General features: G+C 69.4%; 19 protein-coding genes. 3 read left to right on the top strand and 16 right to left on the bottom strand.

The features are described 5' to 3' along the window. Nucleotides 1–50 precede the first annotated feature (50 nt). Nucleotides 51–1,112, bottom strand: a complete 1,062-nt coding sequence (locus AC0Z36_RS14550; protein WP_485463271.1) for a hypothetical protein — start codon at nt 1,110–1,112, stop codon at nt 51–53. 344 nt (nt 1,113–1,456) lie between these two features. Here AC0Z36_RS14550 and AC0Z36_RS14545 point away from each other — a divergent pair, with 344 nt between their 5' ends. Then, the gene (locus AC0Z36_RS14545) at nt 1,457–2,671 is read left to right on the top strand and encodes a nitric oxide synthase oxygenase (RefSeq protein WP_485463270.1); all 1,215 of its coding nucleotides are present in this window, start codon (nt 1,457–1,459) and stop codon (nt 2,669–2,671) included. A gap of 86 nt (nt 2,672–2,757) precedes the next feature. Here the strand turns inward: AC0Z36_RS14545 and arcC are convergent, their stop codons facing one another. From arcC to AC0Z36_RS14500, 9 genes are all read right to left on the bottom strand, one after another. Then, complete coding sequence (gene arcC, locus AC0Z36_RS14540) at nt 2,758–3,693, bottom strand: carbamate kinase (RefSeq protein WP_485463269.1); 936 nt, start codon at nt 3,691–3,693, stop codon at nt 2,758–2,760. A 170-nt stretch (nt 3,694–3,863) separates the two neighbouring features. Then, entirely contained in the window at nt 3,864–4,865 is a 1,002-nt protein-coding gene (gene argF, locus AC0Z36_RS14535; protein WP_485463268.1) for an ornithine carbamoyltransferase, read from the bottom strand. A gap of 135 nt (nt 4,866–5,000) precedes the next feature. Then, on the bottom strand, nt 5,001–6,245 hold the full coding sequence (locus AC0Z36_RS14530) for an arginine deiminase (protein WP_485463267.1): 1,245 nt from the start codon (nt 6,243–6,245) through the stop codon (nt 5,001–5,003). Between the two features lie 57 nt (nt 6,246–6,302). After that, nucleotides 6,303–7,031, bottom strand: a complete 729-nt coding sequence (locus AC0Z36_RS14525; protein ID WP_485463266.1) for a nucleoside/nucleotide kinase family protein — start codon at nt 7,029–7,031, stop codon at nt 6,303–6,305. A gap of 98 nt (nt 7,032–7,129) precedes the next feature. Next, complete coding sequence (locus tag AC0Z36_RS14520) at nt 7,130–9,748, bottom strand: polynucleotide kinase-phosphatase (RefSeq protein ID WP_485463265.1); 2,619 nt, start codon at nt 9,746–9,748, stop codon at nt 7,130–7,132. After that, nucleotides 9,745–11,238 (bottom strand): 3' terminal RNA ribose 2'-O-methyltransferase Hen1, encoded by a 1,494-nt coding sequence (locus AC0Z36_RS14515; protein WP_485463264.1) that lies wholly within the window; start codon nt 11,236–11,238, stop codon nt 9,745–9,747. The genes AC0Z36_RS14520 and AC0Z36_RS14515 overlap by 4 nt, the downstream gene beginning before the upstream one ends. A gap of 105 nt (nt 11,239–11,343) precedes the next feature. After that, the gene (locus tag AC0Z36_RS14510) at nt 11,344–12,150 is read right to left on the bottom strand and encodes a hypothetical protein (RefSeq protein WP_485463263.1); all 807 of its coding nucleotides are present in this window, start codon (nt 12,148–12,150) and stop codon (nt 11,344–11,346) included. A gap of 378 nt (nt 12,151–12,528) precedes the next feature. After that, the gene (locus AC0Z36_RS14505) at nt 12,529–14,139 is read right to left on the bottom strand and encodes a class I SAM-dependent RNA methyltransferase (protein ID WP_485463262.1); all 1,611 of its coding nucleotides are present in this window, start codon (nt 14,137–14,139) and stop codon (nt 12,529–12,531) included. A gap of 195 nt (nt 14,140–14,334) precedes the next feature. Next, nucleotides 14,335–16,389 carry an APC family permease gene (locus AC0Z36_RS14500; protein WP_485463261.1) on the bottom strand — a complete coding sequence of 685 codons (2,055 nt, stop codon included), beginning with the start codon at nt 16,387–16,389 and terminating at the stop codon, nt 14,335–14,337. 355 nt (nt 16,390–16,744) lie between these two features. Between AC0Z36_RS14500 and AC0Z36_RS14495 the strand changes: the two genes are divergently transcribed. Together AC0Z36_RS14495 and AC0Z36_RS14490 are read left to right on the top strand one after the other, a co-directional pair. Continuing rightward, entirely contained in the window at nt 16,745–17,407 is a 663-nt protein-coding gene (locus tag AC0Z36_RS14495) for a potassium channel family protein (protein WP_485463260.1), read from the top strand. Continuing rightward, entirely contained in the window at nt 17,407–18,066 is a 660-nt protein-coding gene (locus AC0Z36_RS14490) for a potassium channel family protein (protein WP_485463259.1), read from the top strand. The genes AC0Z36_RS14495 and AC0Z36_RS14490 overlap by 1 nt, the downstream gene beginning before the upstream one ends. A gap of 126 nt (nt 18,067–18,192) precedes the next feature. Here the strand turns inward: AC0Z36_RS14490 and AC0Z36_RS14485 are convergent, their stop codons facing one another. From AC0Z36_RS14485 to AC0Z36_RS14460, 6 genes are all read right to left on the bottom strand, one after another. After that, complete coding sequence (locus tag AC0Z36_RS14485; RefSeq protein WP_485463258.1) at nt 18,193–19,572, bottom strand: NsdA family TPR-like regulatory protein; 1,380 nt, start codon at nt 19,570–19,572, stop codon at nt 18,193–18,195. 235 nt (nt 19,573–19,807) lie between these two features. After that, a complete protein-coding gene (locus AC0Z36_RS14480) occupies nt 19,808–20,617 on the bottom strand; it encodes a DUF3159 domain-containing protein (RefSeq protein ID WP_485463257.1) in 810 nt (269 codons plus the stop codon). 8 nt (nt 20,618–20,625) lie between these two features. After that, nucleotides 20,626–21,024 carry an OB-fold nucleic acid binding domain-containing protein gene (locus AC0Z36_RS14475; RefSeq protein ID WP_485463256.1) on the bottom strand — a complete coding sequence of 133 codons (399 nt, stop codon included), beginning with the start codon at nt 21,022–21,024 and terminating at the stop codon, nt 20,626–20,628. 194 nt (nt 21,025–21,218) lie between these two features. Then, nucleotides 21,219–21,893 carry a response regulator gene (locus AC0Z36_RS14470; RefSeq protein WP_485463255.1) on the bottom strand — a complete coding sequence of 225 codons (675 nt, stop codon included), beginning with the start codon at nt 21,891–21,893 and terminating at the stop codon, nt 21,219–21,221. Beyond that, nucleotides 21,890–24,472, bottom strand: a complete 2,583-nt coding sequence (locus AC0Z36_RS14465; RefSeq protein ID WP_485463254.1) for a DUF4118 domain-containing protein — start codon at nt 24,470–24,472, stop codon at nt 21,890–21,892. Before AC0Z36_RS14465 ends, AC0Z36_RS14470 begins: the two co-directional genes overlap by 4 nt. 96 nt (nt 24,473–24,568) lie before the next feature. Further along, nucleotides 24,569–25,300 carry a potassium-transporting ATPase subunit C gene (locus AC0Z36_RS14460; protein ID WP_485463253.1) on the bottom strand — a complete coding sequence of 244 codons (732 nt, stop codon included), beginning with the start codon at nt 25,298–25,300 and terminating at the stop codon, nt 24,569–24,571.

Below are 25,300 nucleotides of genomic sequence, written 5' to 3'. Positions count from 1 at the left end.
GGATGAACCGGCTGCCGGAGCACCCCGGGCGGGGTTTCCGGCAGTCGGCCTCAGCGCCCCTGTAGGTCGTCCGGGTGAGTCCCCTCCGGGCGCACCCCGATGCCCGGCAGGTCGATGTAGCCGCCGCTGGTGAAGCAGCGCAACCGCAGTTTGCGGGCCTCGCCGACGCCCCACACCGCGAAGGCGTCGAGCATCAGTGCTGCGGCGGACCTCCCGTGTTCGGCTCCGGGACGGAGCCACACATGGCGTCCTGAACCCGGTACGCCGCCCAGTTCCAGGCGGTCCTGGCCGATCCTCAGTTCGACGCTCTGACTCATGCCACTGACGGAGCCGATCACCAGGAGCACCGGCTCCACCCAGCCGACCAGTGGCATCTCGGTGAGCAACGCCGTGAGCAGGCCGGGTAGTTCGGTGCAGAACTCGGTCCAGTCGGCCGGGTCCGGGCCGAACGGCAGGAAGAGTTCGGCAAGGGCGAGGTCGGGGCGGCTGACGCACCAGCGGTACGGGAGTCCGGCAAGTCCGGCGGCGTCGGCGAAGAGGTCCTGGTCGCGCAGTTCCGCGGGGAAGGTGGGGAACAGGTCCATGACGAGGGTGCCGGGTTCGCGTTCACGGGAGATCCGCAGGGTCAGCTGCGGGTTGCGCCAGCGCAGCCACGCGCCGGGGCCGCCGCGCCACGGCGCGGCGCCGAGCGAGGTGGTGAGTGCGGCGACCAGGCGGGTGTGCGCGGCGTCGATCTCCCGCCCCCGGTCGCGTTCGTAGCGGTAGCCGTAGCCCGCCGGGCTGCCCCACGGGCCGGCGCCCGGGGCGCCGCCGAAGCCCATGCCGTACGCGGGCTGGCTCGGCGACTGGTCGGTGTCGCGGTCCGGGAGTGTGGCGGTCAGCCGGACCAGCGGACAGGGGTCGGTTTCGGACGCGGGGGTCCACTGCCCTGTCAGTCCCGGCACGGCCGGGTCGAGGGTGGCGGTCCCGGACGACAGCGTGCCCGTGCGCCAGCCCAGGACGGCCGCGGCGGAGCGGACGGACTGGTCGGACCAGTCGCCCCAGTCCGCGTCGCGGGCGGCCAGGAGTAGTCGGGTCAGGGTGTCGGCGGCAGGCATTGCGGACACGGCCATATCACCCATGGTCGCACTGGGGCCGCACGCACACTAGGGGCAGGAACGTACATTCCGGCATATTTTCCCGCCGCTGACGCATCATCGGCAGCCACCGCTTAGCGCACAACGGACACTTGCGGGCGCGAACAGCAAATTTTGGCTACACATAGATGCGGATTGAAAGCGGAGGGTTAGACTTCCCCTCATCCCGGACCCCCGGGGCGCATTCCCGGACACCTTCGCGTCCCCTCCACGCTCGTCCCCCGGCCGGTCCCGCGCTCACTTTCCCCGTTCCCGGCACGGGTGGACACCAGTGTCGGTGCTCCTGGCGTTGCCTCATGTTCTTTGCAACCGGAGGCGTTATGACGCAGCCCGCCCTCGCCCCTGCCCGCGACTCCACCGTCGTCACCGAGTCCGCCGCCACCGAGTCGACTGTCACCCAGTCGGCTGTCACCGAGTCCGTCGACGCCGTCGACCCGGCCGAGGCCGCGGACTTCCTCGACCAGTGCTACCACGAGCTGGACCGCTCCGACCTGCTGTCCGCACGACTGGCCGAAGTCCTCGCGGAGATATCCACGTCGGGGACCTACCAGCACACGAAGGCCGAACTCGCCCACGGCGCCCGGATGGCCTGGCGCAACTCCGCGCGGTGCATCGGGCGGCTCTACTGGCAGAGTCTGCGGGTCCGCGACCGACGGCACGTCAGCTCCGCCGAGACGGTTGCCGCCGAGTCCGTCGCGCACCTGGACGAGGCCACGAACCACGGCCGGATCCGTCCGGTGATCACCGTGTTCGCGCCGGACAGGCCAGGGTTCCGCGGCCCCCGGTTCCTCAACGAACAGCTCGTCAAATACGCCGGTTACACCCGCACGGACAGCACCGTGCTCGGCGATCCGCACTCGGTCGGGCGCACCGGGGCCGCGCTGGGCCTGGGCTGGCCCGGCGGCATGGGGACGCCGTTCGACCCGCTGCCGCTGATGATCGTCCCCGGCGGCCCGGCGGACACCCCGGCGGCTCCTCGCTGGTTCTCGCTGCCCCCGGAGAGCGTGCGCGAAGTCAGGCTCACGCACCCGCACTTCCCGTCGTTCGCCGACCTCGGGCTGCGGTGGTACGCGGTGCCGGCAGTCGCAGACATGTGCCTGGAGATCGGCGGGGTCCACTACCCCGCCGCGCCGTTCAACGGCTGGTACATGGGTACGGAGATCGGGGCCCGCAACCTCGCCGACACCGAGCGCTACGACCTGCTGCACACCGTCGCGCGCCGGATCGGTCTGGACACGACGGACGACCGTTCGCTGTGGCGGGACCGCACCCTCGTCGAGCTGAACATCGCGGTGCTGTACAGCTACGACCTGGCCGGGCTGAGGATGTCCGACCACCACAACGAGTCCCGGCACTTCCTGACGCACCTGGCGAAGGAGGCCCGTGCGGGGCGTCCCGTGCCGGCCGACTGGTCGTGGATCGTGCCGCCGATCTCCGGGGCCGCGACGGGGGTGTTCCACCGGACGTACGAGAACGCCGACCTGCGGCCGAATTTCGTCCGGCACGGGGGGCGGCCGGGCTGTCCGATGGGGTAGACCCGTACGAAACCGGTTTGTTCTCAAGGTTGTTCACGCAGTGGGGTCCGCCACGCGATGCGTGGCGGACCCCGCTGTGCGCAGGTCTACAGTGAACCCGTCTCCGGGTATTTCCCGCTCGGGGTCACGATCGTGCCCGCGAGGCCCGCGACGATGTCGACCGCGTCCTCCAAGGAGCCGATCGCCGCCATGTCCCCCGTCATCTCGACGAAGCGGGACACCGCCTCGACCTTGGGACCCATCGAACCGGCCGGGAAGTCGTACGAACGCAGTTCCGCGGGCGTCGCGTTGACGATATCGCGGGCCTCGTCCGTGCCGAAGCCGAGCTGCACCCGGGACACGTCCGTGAGCAGCAGGAGGATGTCCGCCTCCAGCGCCTCGGCCAGCAGAGCCGCCGTCAGGTCCTTGTCGACCACGGCTTCGACGCCCGCCAGTCGTCCCAGGTCGTCACGGATCACCGGGACCCCGCCGCCGCCCGCGCAGACTGCGATGGTGCCGGTCTGGAGCAGTTTGCGGATCAGCCGGGTCTCGATCACCCGGCGGGGCTGCGGTGAAGGGACGACCCGCCGCCAGTACTCGCCGTCGGCCTTGACGGTCCAACCGCGTTCGTCCGCCAGGTGCTTGGCTTCGGCTTCGTGGTACACCGGGCCGACGAACTTGGTGGGGTCGTCGAACGCCGGGTCGGCCGCGGAGACCAGCGTCTGGTTGATCAACGCGCACACTTGACGCCCTGGCAGGGCGTTCTGCAGTGACTGGAGCAGCCAGTAGCCGATCATGCCCTGGGTCTCGGCGCCGAGGACGTCGAACGGGTACGGGACGGTCAGCGACTTGTCCGCGGCCGACTGAAGGGCGAGCAGTCCCACTTGTGGGCCGTTGCCGTGGGTGAAGACGACCTCGTGCTCGCGCGCCAGCGGCGCGAGGGAGCGGACGGCGGCGCGGATGTTGGCGAGTTGGATGTCGGCGTCGGGCTTGTCTCCGCGCTTGAGCATGGCGTTTCCGCCGAGGGCGATGACGATACGCATGAAGGGGGTCTCCCTACCTACGAAGAAATGGGGACGGCCCGGCCGGGACTGTCTTTGATCGAAAAACAGCCCGGCCGGGCCCGGTCTCGCCTGGTGGTGATTTTTCAACAGCGCTGTAGTGCTGCGCCTTGGTCGCCGAGTGCTGCGCCTTGGTCGCCGAATGCTGTGCCTTAGTCGCCGAGTGTCGCGACCATGACCGCCTTGATCGTGTGCAACCGGTTCTCGGCCTGGTCGAACACGAGCGAGAAGTCCGATTCAAACACTTCGTCGGTCACTTCGAGGGCATCCGTGCCGTATTCCTGGAAGATCTGTTCGCCCACTGTCGTCTCCCGGTTGTGGAAGGCCGGGAGGCAGTGCAGGAACTGCACCCCCGGGTTGCCGGTGGCGCGGACGACGTCCATGTTGACCTGATACGGCATCAGCTGCTCGATGCGCTCCGCCCAGACTTCCTTGGGCTCACCCATCGACACCCAGACATCCGTGTAGAGGAAGTCGACGCCCCGGACGCCTTCGCTGACGTCTTCGGTGAGCAGGATCCTCGCACCGGTGGTGGCCGCGATGTCCTTGGCCTGCGCCACGATCGTGTCGTCGTTCCACAGGGCCTTGGGCGCGACCATCCGGACGTCCATGCCCAGGAGCGCCGCGGTGACCAGCAGCGAGTTGCCCATGTTGTAGCGCGCGTCGCCGAGGTAGGCGAAGGAGATCTCGTGCAGCGGCTTGTCGCTGTGCTCCCGCATCGTCAGCACGTCGGCGAGCATCTGCGTGGGGTGCCACTCGTCGGTCAGGCCGTTCCAGACCGGCACACCCGCGTGCGCGCCCAGGGTCTCGACAAGTGCCTGAGCGCTGCCCCGGTACTGGATACCGTCGTACATCCGTCCGAGCACCCGCGCGGTGTCCTTCATCGACTCCTTGTGGCCGATCTGCGACCCGCCGGGGTCCAGGTAGGTCACGTTCGCGCCCTGGTCGTACGCGGCGACCTCGAAGGAGCAGCGCGTACGGGTCGAGGTCTTCTCGAAGATGAGTGCGATGTTCTTGCCGCGCAGCCGGGGCTGCTCGGTGCCCGCGTACTTGGCGGCCTTCAGCTGGGCCGACAGGTCGATCAGGAAGCGGAACTCCTTCGGGGTGAAGTCCAGCTCCTTGAGGAAGTTGCGGTGCCGCAGGTTGAAGGCCATGGTTCCCCGGGTCTCGAATCAGTCGGTCGAGCTGTTTTGGTCGAGCTGTTTTGGTCGAGCTGTTTTGGTCGAGCTGTTTTGGTCGAGCTGGAAAGGAGCCAGCGTACGGGGCGGTTTTTGCCGCCGCCCACCGAGTTACCCCGACACTGCTTCGCGCTCCACCGGACAGCTCATGCAGCGCGGCCCACCACGCCCCCGGCCCAGTTCGCTGCCCCGGATGGTGATGACCTCGATCCCGTTGCGGCGCAGGAACGTATTGGTCGTCACGTTGCGTTCGTAGGCGACGACGACGCCTGGTTCGACGGCCAGGACGTTGCACCCGTCGTCCCACTGCTCGCGTTCGGCGCTACGGATGTCCTGGGTGGCGGTGAGCACCTTGATGTCGTCCAGGTCGAGCGCGCGGGCGATCGCCTTGTGCATGTCCTCGGCCGGGTGGTCACTGATCTTGAGGTCGTCCGGGTCGCCGCCCGGTTCGATCGTGTACGAGGGGAGCATGCCGAGCCCGGCGTACTTGGTGAAGGTCTCCCCGTCGAGCATCGTCATGACGGTGTCGAGGTGCATGAAGGCCCGCGCCTTCGGCATGTCGAGGGCCACGATGCGCTCGGCGGCGCCCGCCGCGAACAGCTTGCGGGCCAGGGATTCGACGCCTTGCGGGGTAGTCCGCTCGCTCATCCCCACCAGCACTGCCCCGTTGCCGATGACCAGGACGTCACCGCCCTCCATCGTGGCGGGGAAGCTGGCCTGGCCTTCGTTCCAGACGTGGAACTCCGGCTCCGCGCTCTGCTTTCCACGAAACATCGGGTGGTGCTTGTAGACCGCCTCGAAGTGCACGCTCTCCCGGCGCCGGGCCATCTTGCGCATCGCGTTGACCGCGACGCCGCCGTAGACCCAGCACGAAGTGTCGCGGGTGAAGATGTGGTTCGTCAGCGGGTTCAGCAGGAACTCGTCGATGCCCAGGACGTGGAAGGCCATGCTGTGCGGCTCCGGAGCGCGCTCCAGGAACTCGCGCTTGGTCATACCGCCGATCAGGTTGCGGGCCAGGTCTCCGGTATCCATCGACTCGAACGCCGACCGGAGGCCGTCGACCGCGAGGTGTCCGTAGGTCCGCTCGTCGAAGACCCGGTCGAGTACGAGCGTACGGGCCTGATCGATTTCCAGGGTCTGCTGGAGCAGGTCGGCGAAGAGGTGGACTTTCACGCCCGCGTCCCGCAGGACGTCGGCGAACGCGTCGTGCTCCTCGCGGGCCCGCTTGACCCACAGGACGTCGTCGAAGAGAAGTTCGTCCTTGTTGGTCGGAGTGAGCCTTTTGAGCTCCAGGTCCGGCCGGTGGAGGATGACCTGCTTGAGTCTGCCGGTCTCCGATGCGACATGGAACGCCATGTGTGGGGCCTCCGCGTGGGGGTCTCGGTTGCTCACATCATGCCCGCTGGAGGGTGGTCATGACTCTTTGAGGCGGATCACACGCGAGCAGTTCCCGCGCGACCGCTTCACGTACTCGCCGTTGGGCCCGTCGTTGGTGTCCAGCCAGGCGCGGGCTTCGTCAGCGGTACGGCCACCGGCGCGCTGGCGGTCGAGCAGGCGTTCGTCGCGTACGGGGTCCGGAACCTCGACGTACCAGAGCTCGTCGATGTGCTTCCTGGCCGCGGTCCAGCCGGGGCCGTCGTCGGCGAGGTAGTTGCCCTCGGTGACGATCAGGCGGGCGGTCGGCGCGATCAGGTGCCGGGCGGCGACCGGCTCGTGCAGGGTGCGGTCGTAGTCGGGCGCGTAGATGTCGTGGTCCGGGCCGGTGCCGTCCGGGCCGGTGCCGTCCGGAGCAGTGCCGTCTGAAGCAGTGCCGTCCGGAGCAGTGCCGTCCGGCGCAGTGGCGATGCGGCGGAGCAGGGCGGCGTAGCCCCACACGTCGAAGCTCGGCTCGGAGCCTTTGCGGGCGGTCAGGCCGAGGCGGTCGAGCTGGAGGTTGGAGAGGTGGAAGCCGTCGAGGGGGACGTACGCGGCGGCTGCCCCGTTGGTGAGCCGCGTGTTGACGAGCCGCTTGTTGACCGCGGCGACGAGTGCGACGGCGAGGGTGGACTTGCCGGCGGCGGGGGGTCCGGCGAGGCCGAGGATCACCCGGGGGCCCCGGTCGAGTAGCCGCACGGCGTCGTCGGTCAGCTGGGCGATCTGCATGGCCGCGATTCTAGGGAAGCCGGGTCGGTCTTGAGTGGAACGTCACCGGTGGGCATGACGTTCCACTCAAGACCGGGTCTGGTTCCCCCGTGAAGCCCCTACAATCGCGGGTCCACCGGCTCCGACTCCAGGGCGAGCACCCCGAACACCGCCTCGTGGACACGCCACAACGGCTCCCCGGCCGCCAGACGGTCCAGGGACTCCAGGCCGAGCGCGTACTCCCGCTGGGCCAGCGACCGCTTGTGGTTCAGGCCGCGCTCGCGCAGCCGGACCAGGTTCTCCGGCTCGGTGTAGTCCGGACCGTAGATGATCCGGAGGTACTCCCGGCCGCGCACCTTGATACCGGGCTGGACCAGGAACTTTCCGCCCTTCACATAGGACGCGAGCGGTTTGACGACCATGCCTTCGCCACCGGTGCCGGTCATCTCCTCCCACCACTCGCAGGCCGCCGCAACCTGCGCCTCGTCGGTGATGTCGACGACGAGCCGCCGGGTGGCGGTGAAGATGTCGGAGTCCTGCGCGATGAGCGAGTCGATCCACGCGAGGTGCTCACTGTGCGCGCGCACCGCGAGGTTGCGGCCCTGGACGGCGAGGATCTGGAACGGGGCGAGCTTGACTCCGGCCAGGCCGTCGACCGGCCAACAGTAGCGGCCGTACGCGGCATCGAACGCTTCGGCGTTGGTGACCCTGGCGGTGGTGCGGTCCAAAAGATCACCGACGTCGATGCCGCGGGCCGAAGCCGCGGCGAGCGATGCGGCGGCGGCGGGCAGGACCGTGCGCGCGGCAGCGCCCACCGCGGCGTACTGGTTCTTCAGCAGGTCCACAGCCTTTGCCGACCACGGCATCAGCTCGGCGTCCAGCAGCAGCCAGTCGGTGGCCAGTTCGTCCCACAGTGCGGCCTTGTCGGCTGCGACTCTGACCTTGCCCAGGAGCTCTTCGGTGAGTGCGGGCCTGTCGAAGAACGGGCGGCCGGTACGCGTGACGACCACGCCGGTCGTCCCGTCGGTGACGCCGAAGCGCTCCGCGGCGACGTCGGCGTCGCGGCACACGAGCACATTGGCCCGCGAGCCCATGTGCTTCTCCTCGCAGACCACCTGCGTGACCTTCTCGTCGCGGTAGTACGCGAACGCCTCGGTCGGGTATTCGAGGTAGCCGTCCCGCTTCGCCGTCGCACACGGCGACATGGTCGGCGGCAGGTGCGTGAGCCAGCGCGGGTCGACGGCGAAGCGGGACATCACTTCGAGCGCGGCGGCTGCGTTCTCGCCTCTGATGGTGACGGTGGAGCCGTGCGAGGTCTGGATGTGCCGTCGGCCGGTACTGATTCCCTCCGGGGGACGACCCCCGGGCCCCCCGGCCGGCCCCGTGGAGATGTCCAGGACGTCGGCGATGTCGAGCGTACGGCCGTCCCGTGCGCCCGGGGCCGCGGCCGCGAGCGGCTTGACCGGCTCGTACCAGACCTGCTCGGCCCCGACGGTGACGAACTCCTTCTCCGGGTAGCGGAGCGCGGTGAGTTCGCCGCCGAAGACACAGCCGGTGTCCAGGCAGACGGTGTTGTTGATGAAGGTCGCCTGGGTGGTCGGGGTGTGGCCGTACACGACCATCGCCCGGCCGCGGTATTCGTCGGCCCACGGGTAGCGCACCGGCAGGCCGTACTCGTCGGTCTCGCCGGCGGTGTCGCCGTACAACGCGAAGGACCGTACCCGGCCTGACGTACGGCCGTGGTACTTCTCGATGAGCCCGGCGTGCGCGACGACCAGCTTGCCTCCGTCGAGCACGTAGTGGCTGACGAGGTCGTGGCAGAACGCCTTGACCTCGGTGATGAACTCCTCTGACTCCAGGGCGAGTTGGTCGACGGTCTCCTGGAGGCCGTGCTTGAACTGCACTTTCTTGCCGTTGAGGTGCTTCAGCAATTTGTTCTCGTGGTTGCCGGGCACGCACAGTGCGTGCCCCGCGCCGACCATGCCCATGACCAGGCGCAGCACACCGGGCGAGTCCGGGCCGCGGTCGACCAGGTCGCCGACGAAGACGGCCTGCCGCCCGTCGGGGTGGACGGCGTCGACGGCCCGGCCGTTCTCGTCGTACGCGATCTCATAGCCCAACCGGCCGAGCAGCGTGCGTAGTTCGGACGCGCAGCCGTGGATGTCGCCGATGATGTCGAACGGACCGGCGAGGTGGGTGAGGTCGTTGAAGCGCTTCTCCGTCGTGACGACGGCGTTCTCGACCTCCTCGACGGTGGTGAGCACGTGCACTCTCCGGAAGCCCTCACGCTGGAGCCCGCGCAACGACCTTTTGAGGTCCCGTCGGTGACGGCTGATCACATGGTGCGGGAAGTTGCGGTCGTCGCGTGCTTCGTTGCGCTCGCGGCAGACGCCCTCGGGCATGTCGAGGACGATCGCGACGGGGAGTACGTCGTGCTCGCGGGCGAGCTGGACCAGCTGGCGGCGGGACTCGATCTGCACGTTGGTCGCGTCGACGACGGCGATGCGGCCGGCGGCCAGGCGCTTGCCCGCAATGTAGTGGAGTACGTCGAAGGCGTCACTGGTCGCGGTCTGGTCGTTCTCGTCGTCGCTGACCAGGCCGCGGCAGGTGTCGGAGGACAGGACCTGCGTGGGCGGGAAGTGCTTGCGCGCGAAGGTGGACTTGCCGGAGCCGGACGCCCCGATGAGGACGACGAGGGACAGGTCCGGGACCGGGAGGGTGCGTTTGTCGTCGGTCATGCCGTTGCCTTGTCTATTACTTCATCGGTCTCGGTACGGGCGAACACGGCCAGCTGGGTCGGCGGGCCGACTTCGGGGTCGTCGTCGCCCACGGGCACGTAGGTGACCGCGTAGCCGTAGGTGGCCGCGATGTCGTCAGCCCAGGTACGGAACTGCCCACGGGTCCACTCGAACCGGTGGTCGCTGTGCCGGACGTCCCCGGCGGGCAGGGTCTCCCAGCGCACGTTGTACTCGACGTTGGGTGTCGAGACGATCACCGTCCGCGGCTTCGCCGAGCCGAAGACGGTGTACGCGAGCGCGGGCAGCCGCGGCTCGTCGAGGTGCTCGATGACCTCACTGAGCACCGCGGCGTCGAAGCCCTTGAACCGGGGGTCGGTGTACGTGAGCGCCCCTTGGAAGAGGTGCACCCGCGCGCGCTGCCGTTCGGGCATGCCGTCGAGTTTCAGCCGCCGCGAGGCGTACTGGAGCGCGCGGGCGGACACGTCGGCACCGGCGATGTACGTGAAGTGACTGTCCTTCAGCAGGTCGTGGATCAGGGCGCCTTCGCCGCAGCCGAGGTCGAGTACGCGGCTGGCCCCGGCGGTGCGCAGAGCATCGATGATGGCGTCGCGGCGCTGCTGGGCGAGGGTCCGCTTGCGCTCGGCTTCGGGGGTCGGCACGGTCTCGCCGACTTCCTCGGCCACTGCGTTGTCGAGGTTCTCGACCGGGGTGTCGTCGCTGTCGGCGAGCCGTTCCAGGGCGGCCTGTTCCAGCTGCTCCAGGGCGAGCCGGGACATGGCGTGGGAGCGCGCCAGGTAGCGGCGCGCGATCAGCGCCCTGGACGGGTGGGCGGCCAGCCAGCCTTCGCCGGCGCGGACCAGCTTGTCGACCTCGTCGGGTGCGACCCAGTAGTGCTTGCCGCCGTCGAGGACCGGGAGCAGGACGTAGAGGTGGTTGAGGGCGTCGGCGAGCCGCAGTTCACCGCGCAGGGTGAGGCTGACGTAACGCGATTCGCCCCACTCCGGGAAGCGCTCGTCGAGGACCGCGGGCACGGCTTCGACCTGCCAGCCGAGCGGTTCGAACAGGCTGTTGACCAGGTCGGCCCCGCCGCGCGCGGCCAGCGCCGGGATGCGGATCTCCAACGGGAGCGCGGTCTGCGCCAGTTCAGGGCGCAGTTCGCAGCGTCCACGCAGCGCCGTGCGGAAGGTCGCGCCGAGCGCGACGGCCATGATCGAACCCGCCGCGTAGGGGCGGTCGTTGACGTACTGCTCAAGGGTTCCCTGGGTGCCACCGTGCGGCCGCTTGCCTCTGCCGCCCTTGCCTCGCACGAGCGCGACGGGGTCGACGTCGAGGAGCAGTGCCGCCGTACAGTGGTCTTCGGACGCTTCGGGGTAGAAGACGTGCGCGTCGCCGTACGCGGTGCTGAACCGCTGGTGCTTGTCCGGGTGCTTGTGCAGCAGGAAGCCTAGATCGGTGGCCGGTTCTCGGGTGGTTGAGATCGTCAGGAACACCTGTCGAGTATGCCTTCCGGTTTTGTCCGGATGCCATGGAGTTTCCGGCGCGGGGCATCCTCCGGCGCGGTGGGCGACCCGCAGCCTCCACCGCGCCGGGGCACTTCAGCAGGCCCGGTCCGGTCCGTCGCCGGATGGACCGCCGGACCGGGCTGACCCGGAACGGGCCCGGCGGCGGGCGCGGGCCAGGTCGAGGGGGATGACCTGGGCCGACGGCCCGTCGTCCGGGTGCTCTCCGGTGGACCCGGCCCGCCCTGCCAGGCGCTGCCGCACATCTCGGCGGACCGCCGCGCCGCACCCGCTGACCCGGGTGCCGGCGGGCCCCGGGCCGGCCCGGTGTTCGGGGCACTCGTCGTGGAACACCGTGACGCCGGTGCGCCCGGCGGCCCCAGCGGCGGCCAGCCAGACGGATTCGTCCTGACGGGCCCGCAGCCGGGCCATCGCCCGGAAGGCGAGCCCGCAGGCCCGGGTGCAGTCTGCCCCCGCGTCTGCGGGCAACGGTTCGGTGTCACCCGCCAGCCCGCCGCGCGCGACGCGGTGCAGCAGCCGGACTACCCGGCCCAGAATCCTGGCGGCGTCGCCGACCGGGATGTGCGCCGGATCCTGCGGCAACGGCGGGCCCGGCGCGACTTCGGCCCCGGCACCGGCCCGCCCGGCGGCTGCGCGGAGCAGCTCGCGGGCCGCGCCGACATCTGCGGCGACCTGGCACAGGCAGAATTCAGCCGTCGCGCGCCGGTTGCGCTCCCGTACGACGTCTTCGATCATCCACAGGGCCCTGGCCAGCACGGGCAGCGCGCGTTCCGCGGAGTCCACGGTGGCCAGCTCGTCGTCGAGGTCGCGCAGCGGCCCGGGACCGCGCAGCCCGGTGGAATTCGGGTCGGTGGGGCTTGTTCTCAGGTGTACGGGATGCATGGTGGAACCCCCGGGTGTCCGTGGAGGGCGCAGGCCCGTCCTGCGCTTCGCCTGCGGTCCACGGTGCACCCGCGCCGGGGCTCTCCCATCCGGTTTCCGGCCGTCTGTGGACAACTCGGGGGCACACCACTCCCCCGGGTGAACCGGCCGGCGAGTTGTCCCCAGAACGTATGAACGAGCGTGACCGACGTGGCTTTCAGTCGTTCCGTACGCCCGAAAATTCTCAGCACGCAAAGAATGCCCAGCACGCGAAAAGACCCCGCCCGCAAAAAAGCTGGACCGCAAAAAAGCTGGACCGCAAAAAGCCGGACCGCAGATAGCCGGACCGCGAAAAAGCCCCGCACACCGGAAAGGCGTGCGGGGCTTCCAGCTGTCTTCCTAGCGGTGCGTCGCCCGGATCGCGGCGTACGACGGAGTGTGGCTCGGGCCGCTCGGACCACCCTTGGCCGGGCGCTTGGCCTTCTTCTTGGCGTCCTTGGCCGCCTGCGCGGCTGCCTTGGAGGCTGCGGCGCGCTTGGCGGTCGCCTCCGGGTTCACCGGCACGAGCAGTGCGACGCACTCGACGTGCTGGGTGTTCGGGAACAGGTCGAAGGCCCGCAGCGAGCGCAGTTTGTAGCCGTACTTCGCGAAGTAGGCCACGTCGCGGGCCAGCGAGGCCGGGTCGCACGCGACGTACGCGATGCGGCGCGGGGCGAGCTTCGCGATGCCTTCGACGACGTCCTTGCCGGCGCCCGCGCGGGGCGGGTCGAGGACAACGATGTCGGCGCTGGGCAGGAAGCCCTTGCGGCCGAGCACGCGGTCGACACGGCCGGCTTCGAAGCGGGCCGTGGTGACATCGCGCAGGTTGTGCACGGCGTCTTCGACGGCCTGCTTGGAGGTCTCGATGCCGAGCACCCGGCCCTTGTCGCCGATCCGGTCGGCGATGGCGCCGGCGAACAGGCCGACACCGCAGTACAGGTCGAGGGCGGTGTCGCCCTCCTGCGGCTGCAGGGCCTTGAGCACGGCCTGGGAGAGGGTGTCGGCCGCGGCCGGGTGGACCTGCCAGAACCCGCCCGCGCCCACCCGGAAGGTGCGGCCCGCGGCGGTCTCGCGGACGCCGGGGCGGCCGTGGACCTTCTGCACGCCGCCGTTGGCGTCCGTGCGGAAGACCGAGACGGGCTCGTTCAGCTCGACGATGGGCATCCGGCCGGTCTCGGGCACGGGTGCGCCCTCGACCTTGGCCTCAGTCTTCGTCCCCGCCTTGGCCGGTGCCTTCGTCTTCGCGGGCACCTTGGGGTTCACCTGCTCGGGGGCTTCGCCGTCTTCGATGACAGCCCGCGGGTTGCGGCGGCGCATGCCCGCCGGGGTGAGCACCACGGCGCGGTCGGACGAGCCCGAGGAGGCGATGGCGTCGAGTTCGGCGACGCCCTCCCACGTGCGGGATTCGATGCCGAGCTCTTCGATGCCGTCGTAGGCGATCAGGCAGCGGTCGATCACCTGGACGTCGTGCGAGCGGTGCTTGCGCAGCCCCGCCTTTCCGCTGACCGGCTCGATCGCGAACTGGACCCTGGTGCGCCAGCCGAGGCCTTCGGGCACGCCGGGCTCGACGGGCACGGACTCGACCTCGACCGTGAGGTCGATCTTCGCCAGGCGCTGCATCTGCTCGGTGACGACCGCGGCCTTGAGGCGGCGCTGGGCCGCCGGGGTGGCGTGCTGCCAGTCGCAACCGCCGCACAGGCCGGGGCCCGCGAACTCGCACGGGACCGGGACGCGGTCCTCGGAGGCCTTGAGGACCTCGACGACGTCGCCGCGCAGGAACTTCGACGTGGACCCGCCGTCAGTGATCTTGACGATCGCGAGCTCGCCGGGCAGGCCGTGCCGGACGAAGATCACCCGCCCGTCGTGCCGGGCGACGCAGTGGCCGCCGTGCGCGACGGGGCCGATCTCCACCTCGTAGCGCTCGCCGACCAGCGAGGTCTCGGGGGCGGTGGCGGCTGCGGACTGGGTCACGGAACTCCTCAGACTGAAAACATACGAAAACGTGAAGTTATAGATGTGGGTTCCAGCGTACGGCCATCTGTGGGTCGTGCCCGCCGGGCCGGGATCTCCGCGGCCGGTGAAGAGGACGTCGTACGGGACGGAAAAAACCGCCGGCCGGGTCTTCAGCGTGGTGCGTGAAGACCTGCCCGGCGGCCTGATATCGGCTTACTTCTCCGAGTCTCCGGGGCCGCCCTTGCGCAGCAGCGGCTTGGTGTCGCCGCCCTTCGCGGACTGCGCCGGGTCGCCGCGGCGGACCGAGCCCGGGGCGTTCCAGGTCTTGCCCTTCTTGAGGCGCTCCGAGGACACCAGCTGCCACGGCACCGACACCACCATGACGCCGGGCATGAACAGCAGCCGGCCCTTGAGCCGCAGTGCGCTCTGGTTGTGCAGGATCTGCTCGTACCAGTGCCCGACGACGTATTCCGGGATGTAGACCGTGACGATGTCCCGCGGGCTGGAGCGGCGCACGCTCTTCACGTAGTCGATGATCGGCCGGGTGATCTCGCGGTACGGCGAGTCCAGGACCTTCAGCGGTACGTCGATCCCGTGGTCCTGCCACTGCTGGTTGATCGCTGCGGTGTCGGCCGGGTCGACGCTGACGGTGACCGCTTCGAGCACGTTGGGGCGGGTGGCCCTGGCGTACGCGACGGCCCGCAGGGTCGGCTTGTGCACCTTGGAGACCAGGACGATGGAGTGCACCCGGGAGGGCAGCTTCATGTCCTCGTCCGGGTCGGCCGTCAGTTCGATGGAGACCCGGTCGTAGTGCCGGCGGATGGCCTTCATCATCAGGAACAGCACCGCCATGGCGGCGATGGCGATCCACGCGCCTTGGAGGAACTTGGTGACCAGGACGACGACCAGCACCGAGCCGGTCATGCACAGGCCGAGTGCGTTGATCGCGCGACTGCGCGTCATCCGGCCGCGGGTCCTGCTGTCCTCTTCGGTCTTCAGCAGCCTGGTCCAGTGGATGATCATGCCGGCCTGGCTGAGCGTGAAGGACACGAAGACGCCGACCACGTACAGCTGGATCAGCTTGGTCGGTTCGGCCTGGAAGGCCACGATCAGCACGATCGCGAAGCCGGCCAGCAGGATGATGCCGTTGGAGAAGGCCAGCCGGTCGCCGCGGGTGTGCAGCTGACGGGGCAGGTAGCGGTCCTGCGCGAGGATCGAGCCGAGCACCGGGAAGCCGTTGAAGGCGGTGTTGGCGGCCAGCACCAGGATCAGGCCGGTGACGGCCAGCACGACGTAGAAGAACGGGTGCGCCCAGGTGCCGCCGAAGACTGCGTCGGCCACCTGAGCGACCACGGTCTTCTGCTCGTAGCCGGCCGGGGCACCGGTGATCTGTTTCACCGGGTCCTCGGCGAAGTGCACCTTGGTGATGTTGGCCAGGGCCAGCATGCCCATCAGCATCGTCACCGACAGGACGCCCATGAGCAGCAGCGTCGTCGCGGCGTTGGTGCTCTTGGGTTTGCGGAACGCCGGCACGCCGTTGCTGATCGCCTCGACACCGGTGAGCGCGGCACAACCGGAGGAGAACGTCCGCAGGAGCAGGAACACCAGCGCGAGGCCCTCGAACGAACCTTCGGACTCGATGCCGAACCCGGAGCTTTCCGACTGCATCTCAGCGCCGGTGAAGTACCGGACCAGCCCGAACAGGGTCATGCCGACGATGGCCATCATGAAGGCGTACGTGGGGATGGCGAACAGCGAGCCCGACTCCCGTACGCCCCGCAGGTTCATGGCCATCAGCAGCAGGACGAGACCCACCGCGATGATCACCTTGTGCGAGGCCAGCGCCGGTACCGCCGAGGAGATGTTGGCCACGCCGGAGGAGATCGACACGGCCACGGTCAGCACGTAGTCGACCAGAAGCGCGGCGCCCACGGTCAGGCCCGCGGTGCCGCCGAGGTTCTTGGTCGCGACCTCGTAGTCACCGCCGCCGCTGGGGTAGGCGTGCACGTTCTGCCGGTAGGACGCCACGACCGTCAGCATGACGATGACGACGCAGAGACCGATCTTCCAGGAGAAGTGGTACGTCGCCAGACCTGCCATGGACAGGGTCAGCAGGATCTCGTCCGGGGCGTAGGCCACGGAGGACAGGGCGTCGGAGGCGAAAACGGGCAGCGCGATGCGCTTGGGCAGCAGAGTCTCGCCGAGTTTGTCACTGCGGAGCGCTCGGCCGACAAGAATGCGTTTGGATAGATCGGTCAGTCTTGACACGCAGGCGATGGTAGGCCCTGCGATTTACCGGGGTACGGCCGCCACCCCGTCGGGCCACGTGTAACGTCGTGCGCTGGTCGGCCGTCGGGACGACGGGGACCACCCGGCATACTCGGGAGCACACCGGATTACCCGGGAACACGCCGGAACACTCGGAGAACAACGACTCCACCGATTGCCGCGTGGATACGGGCGACCGATCAGGTACCACCCTGTTGCAACCGGCGGAGATTGTTTCCTCCGACCGGGTCACCAGGATTTTCGGCTGGGATCCGGAGCCCGCTGCGGCAGCCGCAGCGGGCAGAGCTTCCCCGGGTGGACACAGCATCAGCGGAAAGAAGCCGGAAGGACGGCCGTGCACATCGTCATCATGGGGTGCGGGCGCGTGGGATCCACGCTGGCCCAGACCCTGGAGGAACTGGGCCACTCGGTCGCCATCATCGACCAGGACACGGCGTCGTTCCGACGTCTGGGCCCGCATTTCTCCGGCCGCCGGATCACCGGGGTCGGATTCGACCAGAGCACCCTGCGCCAGGCGGGCATCGCGGAGGCCGGCGCCTTCGCGGCGGTGTCCAGCGGTGACAACTCCAACATCATCGCGGCCCGGGTGGCCCGCGAGACCTTCGGTGTGGAGAACGTCGTCGCCCGGATCTACGACCCGCGCCGGGCCGAGGTCTACCAGCGCCTCGGCATCCCCACGGTCGCCACCGTGCGGTGGACCGCGGACCAGATGCTTCGCCGGCTGCTGCCCAGCGGGGCCGAGCCGATGTGGCGGGACCCCAGTGGGACCGTGCAACTGGCCGAGGTCCACGTGAACCCGGCCTGGGTCGGACAGCGACTGTCCCGCCTGGAGGAGGCGTCCGGCGCGCGCGTGGCCTTCCTCACCCGGATGGGTGAGGGGATGCTGCCTTCCGCGGACTCCGTCCTGCAAGAAGGCGACCTGGTGCATGTGGCCATGCTCCAGGCGGATGTGGCCGCCGTCGAGGCGGCGTTCGAGAAGGCCCCGGAGGAGAACTGATGCGGGTCGCAATCGCGGGCGCCGGCCAGGTGGGACGGTCCATCGCCGCCGAGCTGCTGGAGAACGGGCACGAGATCCTGCTGATCGACAAGCAGGCCGCTGCCATCAAGGTGGAGAGCGTGCCGCAGGCCGAATGGCTGCTCGCGGACGCCTGTGAGATCGCGTCGCTCGACGAGGCCGCGCTGCAGCGCTGCAACGTCGTGATCGCCGCGACGGGTGACGACAAGGTCAACCTGGTGGTGTCGCTGCTCGCCAAGACTGAGTACGGCGTGCCGCGCACGGTGGCCCGGGTGAACAACCCGAAGAACGAGTGGCTGTTCAGCGAGGCGTGGGGCGTGGATGTGGCCGTGTCCACACCGAGGCTGATGTCCGCACTGGTCGAGGAGGCGGTGAGCGTCGGCGATCTGGTCCGGCTGCTGCGCTTCAGCCAGGGCGGCGCGAACCTCGTGGAGATGACCCTCCCGCAGGACGCCACGCTGGTCGGCACCCGGGTCGGGGACGTGGCCTGGCCGGAGGACACCGCGCTGGTCACGATCATCCGTGAGGGCCGGGTCCTGGTGCCGAGCAAGGACGACTCGCTCGAAGGCGGTGACGAGCTGCTGTTCGTGGCCGCGCCGGAGCGCGAGGAGGAGCTGGAAGAGCTCCTGTCACCACGCTGAAGAATTCAGTACGGATTTCATCCGGCAGGGCCCCGCACAGTGTCGTTGACGACATTCTCCGGGGCCCTGTCCGCTTTCCGCCACTGTGCTCACGCCACTCACGGCACCGTGCTCACGCCACCGTGCTCACGCCACCATGGCCGCCATCAGCTCGTCGGCCTCCGCGCTGAACTCGATCACCCGGCGTTCGCCCTCGAACGGCTTGAGGCGCTCACGGAAGTCCTTGAGGAAGTCGGTGCACTGCTGGGAGCTGAGGCCGCTGGCGATGTGCAGCGCGTCGGTGGCCTTCTGGCAGGCCGCCTCCAGTTCGCGCTCCTCAAGGAAGGCAGCCGCCATGAAGGTGGTGTCCTGCGCGCAGCGCCGGGTGAAGCCGTCGGCCCGCTCCTTTATCGCTTCGTCCGCGAACTGGTGGGTCTCCTTGGGCTTGTTCAGGTCGCGGTTGCAGTGCGCGATCTCGTGGGCCATTTCGGACCGGTCGAAGTACCGGCACCAGACCGGGTCCTCCACACTGCCGGCCTGGTCGAGGTAGCGCTCGGCTGCGAGCAGCGCGCCCGCGCAGGCCTTCTCGTCGCCGACCGCCGCGTGCCCGCGGGCCTCCATGGCGAGCACGATCGCCATGCCCCGGGGGGTCAGCGCGCCGCGGGTGCCCTGCTGGGCGGCGCGGGCCAGTTGCACGGCCTCCCAGCCGTGGTTGAGGTAGCCCGCCTGGCAGGCCATGTTCGCCAGTACGTATGCGCCGTACGCCCGGTCGTCGGCGGCCTGGGACAGCCGCAGGGCCTGGATGTGGTAGCGCTGCGCGAGGGCGTGGCGGCCCGAGTCGAAGGACAGCCAGCCGGCGAGTTCGGTGAGCTCGGCGACGGCGCGGTAGAGCCTCCGGCCGACGTCCTCGCCGTAGCTGCCGCCCAGTTTCGCGCGGGCGACCCCGTGCAGGTGGTTGATCACCGTGTCGCGGAGTTCGCCGCCGCCCTGGGCGCGGTCGAGTCTGCGGAAGGCGAGCACGGTCTGGTTGATGCGTTCCACATCTGTGTCGCGCACTTTGCCGGGGCCTGTGTGGGACACGGGCTCCCGTTCGTCTTCTGCCCCCATGGCGGTCGACCAGAACAGCGCGGGCGTGGAGAACGCCGCTGCGCTGAACGTCGATCCGAGGAGGAAGTTTCGGCGGTTCATGTCTCTCCCCGACAGCTCGGCCACGGAACTTGTGATGTCTTTCGTGGTCCGGGCGACACTCAATCCGTCGAACGGGTCCGGCTCCGGGGGACGGTGGTCCTTCAGCCCCAGGTCGGTGACGGACAGTTCGCAGCCGAGTTTGCGGCCCAGGACCTCGACGAGGAGGTCGGGGATGGGCCACCGGGGTTGCGCGCCGTCCAGCCACCGGGCTACTGAGGTGTGACTGCACCCCAGATGCCAGCCGCGTCGTTCGGCCAACACGTTGATCCAGCGGGCGAGCTCCCGCCGGGACACCTGCGCTTCGTCGAGCAGTGCGCTCAGGTCACCGTTCCCAGCCACCGTCCCCGCCTCCGGACTCACCCCCGCTTTCGCGGAACGGGCCCATTCCCGCCCTTCACGTAACGCAAGGTCTAACAACGAAGGTAGGCACGCGGTTACGCCGATCGCGTGAAAAACCAGCTGGCATTCACATAACGACCAAAAATGAAACGGCGGCTCCGGCTGTGTTCAAAAAAACACTGCCGGATAACCGCCGTTGCCAGGTTTTTGGTTGTTTTGCGAGCCTTCAGGGCTCTCAGAGAGTTTCCGTCCGAGGCTCGCGTCCGGTTTTGACGTCCATCGGTTCCACTGTCGTCTCCGTGGTCACAGCACTGGCCGAACCAGCCTCCGGGGCATCCGTCGCGCCGTCCGCCGGATCGCCCTCCGCAGCCGCCTTCACCGGCGGCGGCGCCTTGGACAGCAGCAGCCAGGACAGGTAGATGGCCACCAGCCACGGCGGCACGCCGAGCGCGGCCTTGGCCACCCCGAGCGCGGTGAACTGGTCCGCCCAGTACAGCGGGAACATCACGACGATCCGCAGCACGAACATCGCGACCCAGATCCAGCTGGCCTTGGTGTAGGCGGCGAGCCGGGCCGGGTGCTTCCGCCATTCGAAGTTCTCGCCGAGGACCGGGCCCAGGAAGACGCCGAGCAACGGCCACTTGACGAGGATCGAGACGACGTACGCCACCGCGTAGCCGACCGAGAGCAGCATGCCGGTGAGGTAGAAGTTCTTCGCCTCGCCGGACTTGTACGCGACGAAGGCCGCGATGCCCACGCCGAGGAACCCGCCGATCGCGTGCTGCAGCGTCTCGCGGCGCAGCAGTCGCAGCACCGCTATGGCGGCGGCGAGCCCGACGGAGATCCACACGGAGGTGTTGAGCGACTTGGTGACCGTGTAGGCGACCAGGAACACCAGGCCGGGCACCGTCATGTCGATCATGCCGCGGAGGCCGCCGAAGGCGTCGATGATCGACGGGGCTCCGTCGCCGGACGCCGGGGTCCCGGTCGGCAGGAACCGACTGCGGGCCTTGGCGGGCTGGGGGTCTTCCAACTCCGGGGTCACGCTGATCCTCACTCCCGACCGGTCGGGCGCAGTTCGTAGCGGGGGTTGAACAGGACCGGGCGGCCCTGGGCTGTGGTGACCCGGCCGCGGGCGACCAGCTGCCGGCCCGGCTCGATCCCGGCGATCTTCCGCCGACCCAGCCAGACGACCGACACCGCGCCGCTGCCGTCGTACAGTTCCGCCTCGAGGGCGGGGACTCCGGCCCGGGGCCGGAAGGTAACTGTACGCAGTGTGCCACCCACAGTGACCAGCTCCCGCTCGACCACATCGGCGATCCGGGTGCACCCCAGCTGCTGGGCGTCCTGTTGCAGCTCCTCGGCGTGCAGTTCCTCATGCGTGGAAGCCCAGCGGCTGAACATCCGCTTCAGGCGACCCTGACCCCGCTCGACCCCGGCAGTACCACTCATACGAGCGAGGTTACCGGGTCGGCCCGCGGGACCGCCCGGGTGGAAGGCCCTGGAGCTCCACACCCGCTCAGAGCTCAGAACACCAGAGCCCGAAACCCAGAGCTCGAAACACCAGAGCTCAAAACCCAGAGCTCAAAACCCAGAGTTCAAAACCCAGAGTTCAAAACCCAAGGCCCGGACCCAAGGCCCGGAGCTCAGGCCTCGAAGCGGTATCCCATCCCCGGCTCCGTCAGCAGGTGCCTGGGGTGGGCCGCGTCGGTCTCCAGTTTGCGGCGCAGCTGGGCCATGTAGACCCGCAGGTAGTTGGTCTCGGTGGTGTACTGCGGGCCCCAGACCTCCTGGAGGAGCTGCCGCTGCCCGACCAGGCGCCCCGGGTTGCGGACCAACACTTCGAGGAGATGCCACTCGGTCGGGGTGAGCCGGATGTCGACGCCGTCGCGGGACGCCTTCTTCGCGGCCAGGTCCACGGTGAACGACGCGGTCACGACCACGGCCAGTTCGTCGGCGGGCGCGGCCCGGCGGACCGCCGCCCGGAGCCGGGCGAGGAGCTCGTCCATGCCGAACGGCTTGGTCACGTAGTCGTCGGCTCCCGCGTCGAGCGCGGCGACCTTCTCCTGGGAGGCCTGCCGGGCGGAGAGGACGATTATCGGCACCTTGGTCCAGCCGCGCAGGCCCTTGATCACCTCGACGCCGTCGATGTCGGGCAGGCCGAGGTCGAGGAGTACCGCGTCGGGGTGGGTGTCGGCGGCGAGCTGGAGTGCGGTGGCTCCGTCGTACGCGGTCTCCACTTCGTATTTGCGCGCTTTGAGGTTGATGGCGAGCGCGCGGACGATCTGCGGTTCGTCGTCCACGACCAGGACCCTGGTCATATGAGTGTTCCTTCTGTGGGTTCCGTGTGGACTGGGGACTGGGCTGGAAACTGGACTGGGGACTGATCCGGAAGATCGGCCGGGGACCGCCCGGTCTGCAGGCTCAGGACCATCGTGAGCCCCCCGCCGGGTGTGTCCTCCGCGGTCAGCGTGCCGCCCACGGCCTCGGCGAAGCCGCGGGCCACCGCGAGTCCGAGTCCGACGCCGTTGCCCGCGGGTGCGTCGCCGAGCCGCTGGAAGGCCTCGAAGATCTGCTCCTTGGCCTCGTCGGGCACGCCGGGGCCGCGGTCGGCCACCCGGAGTTCGACGCGGTCGAGGACGGCCCCCGCCGACACGTGGACCCGGCGGCCCGCCGGGGAGTACTTGACCGCGTTCTCCACGATGTTGGCCACCGTACGTTCGAGGAGCCCGGCGTCGGCCAGCACGGTCGGGGTGGTCTCGGGGATGTCCAGGACCACGGAGTCGGGCGGCACTCCGGCCAGCGCTCCGGGGACCACCTCGTCGAGGGAGATCTCCTCGACGATCGGGACGACGGTGCCGGTCTGGAGCCGGCTGAGGTCGAGCAGGTTGCCGATGAGGGCGTCGAGCCGGTCCGCGCCGCCCTCGATCGATTCGAGCAGTTCGGCCTGGTCCTCGTCGGAGAACTCCACGTCGTCCGCGCGCAGGCTGGAGACGCTCGCCTTGATCGTCGCCAGCGGTGTCCGCAGGTCGTGGGACACGGCCGCGAGCAGTGCCGTACGGATCTTGTCGCCTTCGGCGAGGCGCCGGGCCTGCGCGGCTTCGGCGACGAGTTTGCGCCGTTCGAGGACCACCGCCGCCTGGGCGGCGAAGGCCGCCAGCACCCGCCGGTCGGCGGCCGGGAGTACGCGTCCGCTCAGCGCGAGCGCGAGGTTCTCGGACACGGGGACGTCCACATCACCGTCTTCCGGCCTAGTCACCGGATCGTCCCCCGTACTCCCGACGCACGTCCACGGGCCGCGGCCTCCAGTGCGTTCCAGGAGCGCCACCGACGACATGCCGAAGGTCTCCCGGACCCGCTCAAGAAGCGCGGGCAGTGCCTGCTCGCCGCGCAGCACGCTCCCGGCCAGGAAGCTCAGTGTCTCGGCTTCGGCCTGGCTGCGGGCGGCCTGGCGGGTGCGCCGGGCCCCGAGGTCGACCGCCGAGGCGACTGCGATCGCGACGAACAGGAACACGCCGAGCGCGAGCATGTTCGCCGGGTCGGAGATCGTGAACGTGTGGGTCGGCGGGGTGAAGTAATAGTTGAGCAGCAGCGACGCGACGACGGCGGTGACGGACGAGGCGATCAGCCCGCCGAGCAGCGCGACGGCCACCGTCAGGGTCAGGAACGACAGGATCTCGGTGGGCAGGTCGTGCGAGTCGCGGGTGGCGGTGAGCAGGACGGTCATGGCGGCCGGGCCGACGACGGTGAGCGCCCAGGAGACGATCCGGCGTCTGCGGCCGACGGCGGACCCCGGGGGCCGCCAGGCGCGGCCTACGCCCGCCTGCTCGTGCGTGACGATGTGCGTGTCGATGTCGTCCCCGGACAGCGCCGCGACGGTCGCGCCGACGCCGGGGCCGAAGAGGTACTGCCAGGCCTTGCGGCGGGACGACCCGAGGACCACCTGGGTGGCGTTGGCGCCGCGCGCGAAGTCGAGCAGGGCCCGGGGGACGTCGTCGCCGATGACGGAGTGGTAGGTGCCGTCCAGGGATTCGGCCAGGGCCCGCTGTTTGGCCAGCGCGGCCGGGTCGGCGCCGGTGAGGCCGTCGCTGGAGGCGATGTGGACGGCCATCAGCTTCCCGCCTGAGCCGCGGGTGGCGATCCGGGCGGCCCGCCGGATCAGGGTCTCCCCCTCGGGCCCGCCGGTGAGGCCGACCACGATCCGTTCGCGGGCCGGCCAGGTGGCCCGGATGTCGTGCTCGTGCCGGTAGTCCTGGAGGTATTCGTCGACCCGGTCGGCGACCCACAGCAGCGCCAGCTCGCGCAGCGCGGTCAGGTTGCCGGGCCGGAAGTAGTGCGACAGTGCCGCGTCGACTTTCTCCGGCGCGTAGATGTTGCCGTGTGCCATCCGGCGGCGCAGCGCCTGCGGCGACATGTCGACAAGCTCGATCTGCTCCGCGCGGCGGACGACCGCGTCGGGCACGGTCTCGCGCTGCGGGACCCCGGTTATCGACTCGACGACGTCGTTGAGTGATTCCAGGTGCTGCACGTTGACCGTGGATATGACGTCGATGCCCGCGTCGAGGAGTTCCTCGACGTCCTGCCAGCGCTTGGCGTTGCGGGAGCCGGGGACGTTGGTGTGGGCGAGCTCGTCTATCAGCGCGATGCGGGGCTTGCGGGCGATGACCGCGTCGGTGTCGAGTTCGGTGAAGTACGCGCCTTTGTATTCGACGCTGCGGCGCGGGACGACTTCGAGGCCGTCCAGGACTTCTTCCGTACGGGCTCTGCCGTGGCATTCGACGAAGCCGACCACGATGTCTGTGCCGCGCTCGGCGCGGCGGCGGGCCTCGCCGAGCATGGCGTAGGTCTTGCCGACGCCGGGTGCCGCGCCGAGGTAGATACGTAGTCTGCCGCGTGCCATGGGGCTCATTCTCTAGGATCCAACTGCGTCGATCATGTACAAAATCCCTTTAATGATCTCTGTAGGGGCATTTTGCACATGACCGACGCGGCAGACTCAGCCGGACTGCTTGGCCAGGGCCGCATTCAGTTCGAGCACGTTGACCCGCTTCTCCCCGAGGAAGCCGATCACCGGCGACTGGACGTGGTCCTCCACCAGTCTGCGCACCTTCGCCGGGTCCAGGTGCCGGGCCTCGGCCACCCGTGCGGCCTGGAGCCTGGCGTACGCAGGTGAGACGTGCGGGTCGAGGCCCGAGGCCGACGCTGTGACGGCGTCCACCGGAACAGCCGTTTCGGGTACGGCGTTGAACTGCGCGACCTGGCTCTTCCTGGACTTGATCGAAGCGACCAGGTCGGCGTTCTCCGGACCGAGGTTGGAAGCACCGGACGCCAGCGGGTCGTACGAGCCCGCCGAAGGGCGCGGCTGGAACCACTTGGGGTCGGGTGCGGTGGACACGCCCGCGGCCTGCTCTGAGGTCAGCGGTACCCCGCCGGCGATGTAGGTGTACGAGGTGCCGTCCTCACCCGCGAGGACTTCCTTACCCTCGCCGTCGAAGAGCACCGGGGTGCCCTTGGCGTCGAGGAGGTCGAACGACTGGCCGAGGAGCGAGGATCCGACCTCCTTGCCCTTCGCGGTGACCTTGGAGCCGTCGGCCTTGTCGGGGAAGACGGCCTGGGCGATGCCGGTCATGAGCAGCGGGTAGGCGATGCCGAGGATCACGGTCAGGACGAGGAAGCCGCGCAGGGCCGCGCCGAAGACGCGGAGCCGGGTGCCAGCGGTGGTGGACAT

The organism is Kitasatospora sp. UYEF31, from assembly GCF_057291755.1.
The sequence above is the reverse complement of the archived record's forward strand: the minus strand, read 5'-3'. Positions and strand labels throughout refer to the sequence as shown.

What these genes read in the sequence shown, in the direction of transcription:
- AC0Z36_RS14550 (WP_485463271.1), bottom strand. Translation starts at nt 1,112, where the DNA reads ATGGCCGTGTCCGCAATGCCTGCCGCCGACACCCTGACCCGACTACTC.
- AC0Z36_RS14545 (WP_485463270.1), top strand. Translation starts at nt 1,457, where the DNA reads ATGACGCAGCCCGCCCTCGCCCCTGCCCGCGACTCCACCGTCGTCACC.
- arcC (WP_485463269.1), bottom strand. Translation starts at nt 3,693, where the DNA reads ATGCGTATCGTCATCGCCCTCGGCGGAAACGCCATGCTCAAGCGCGGA.
- argF (WP_485463268.1), bottom strand. Translation starts at nt 4,865, where the DNA reads ATGGCCTTCAACCTGCGGCACCGCAACTTCCTCAAGGAGCTGGACTTC.
- AC0Z36_RS14530 (WP_485463267.1), bottom strand. Translation starts at nt 6,245, where the DNA reads ATGGCGTTCCATGTCGCATCGGAGACCGGCAGACTCAAGCAGGTCATC.
- AC0Z36_RS14525 (WP_485463266.1), bottom strand. Translation starts at nt 7,031, where the DNA reads ATGCAGATCGCCCAGCTGACCGACGACGCCGTGCGGCTACTCGACCGG.
- AC0Z36_RS14520 (WP_485463265.1), bottom strand. Translation starts at nt 9,748, where the DNA reads ATGACCGACGACAAACGCACCCTCCCGGTCCCGGACCTGTCCCTCGTC.
- AC0Z36_RS14510 (WP_485463263.1), bottom strand. Translation starts at nt 12,150, where the DNA reads ATGCATCCCGTACACCTGAGAACAAGCCCCACCGACCCGAATTCCACC.
- AC0Z36_RS14490 (WP_485463259.1), top strand. Translation starts at nt 17,407, where the DNA reads ATGCGGGTCGCAATCGCGGGCGCCGGCCAGGTGGGACGGTCCATCGCC.
- AC0Z36_RS14475 (WP_485463256.1), bottom strand. Translation starts at nt 21,024, where the DNA reads ATGAGTGGTACTGCCGGGGTCGAGCGGGGTCAGGGTCGCCTGAAGCGG.
- AC0Z36_RS14470 (WP_485463255.1), bottom strand. Translation starts at nt 21,893, where the DNA reads ATGACCAGGGTCCTGGTCGTGGACGACGAACCGCAGATCGTCCGCGCG.
- AC0Z36_RS14465 (WP_485463254.1), bottom strand. Translation starts at nt 24,472, where the DNA reads ATGGCACGCGGCAGACTACGTATCTACCTCGGCGCGGCACCCGGCGTC.
- AC0Z36_RS14460 (WP_485463253.1), bottom strand. Translation starts at nt 25,300, where the DNA reads ATGTCCACCACCGCTGGCACCCGGCTCCGCGTCTTCGGCGCGGCCCTG.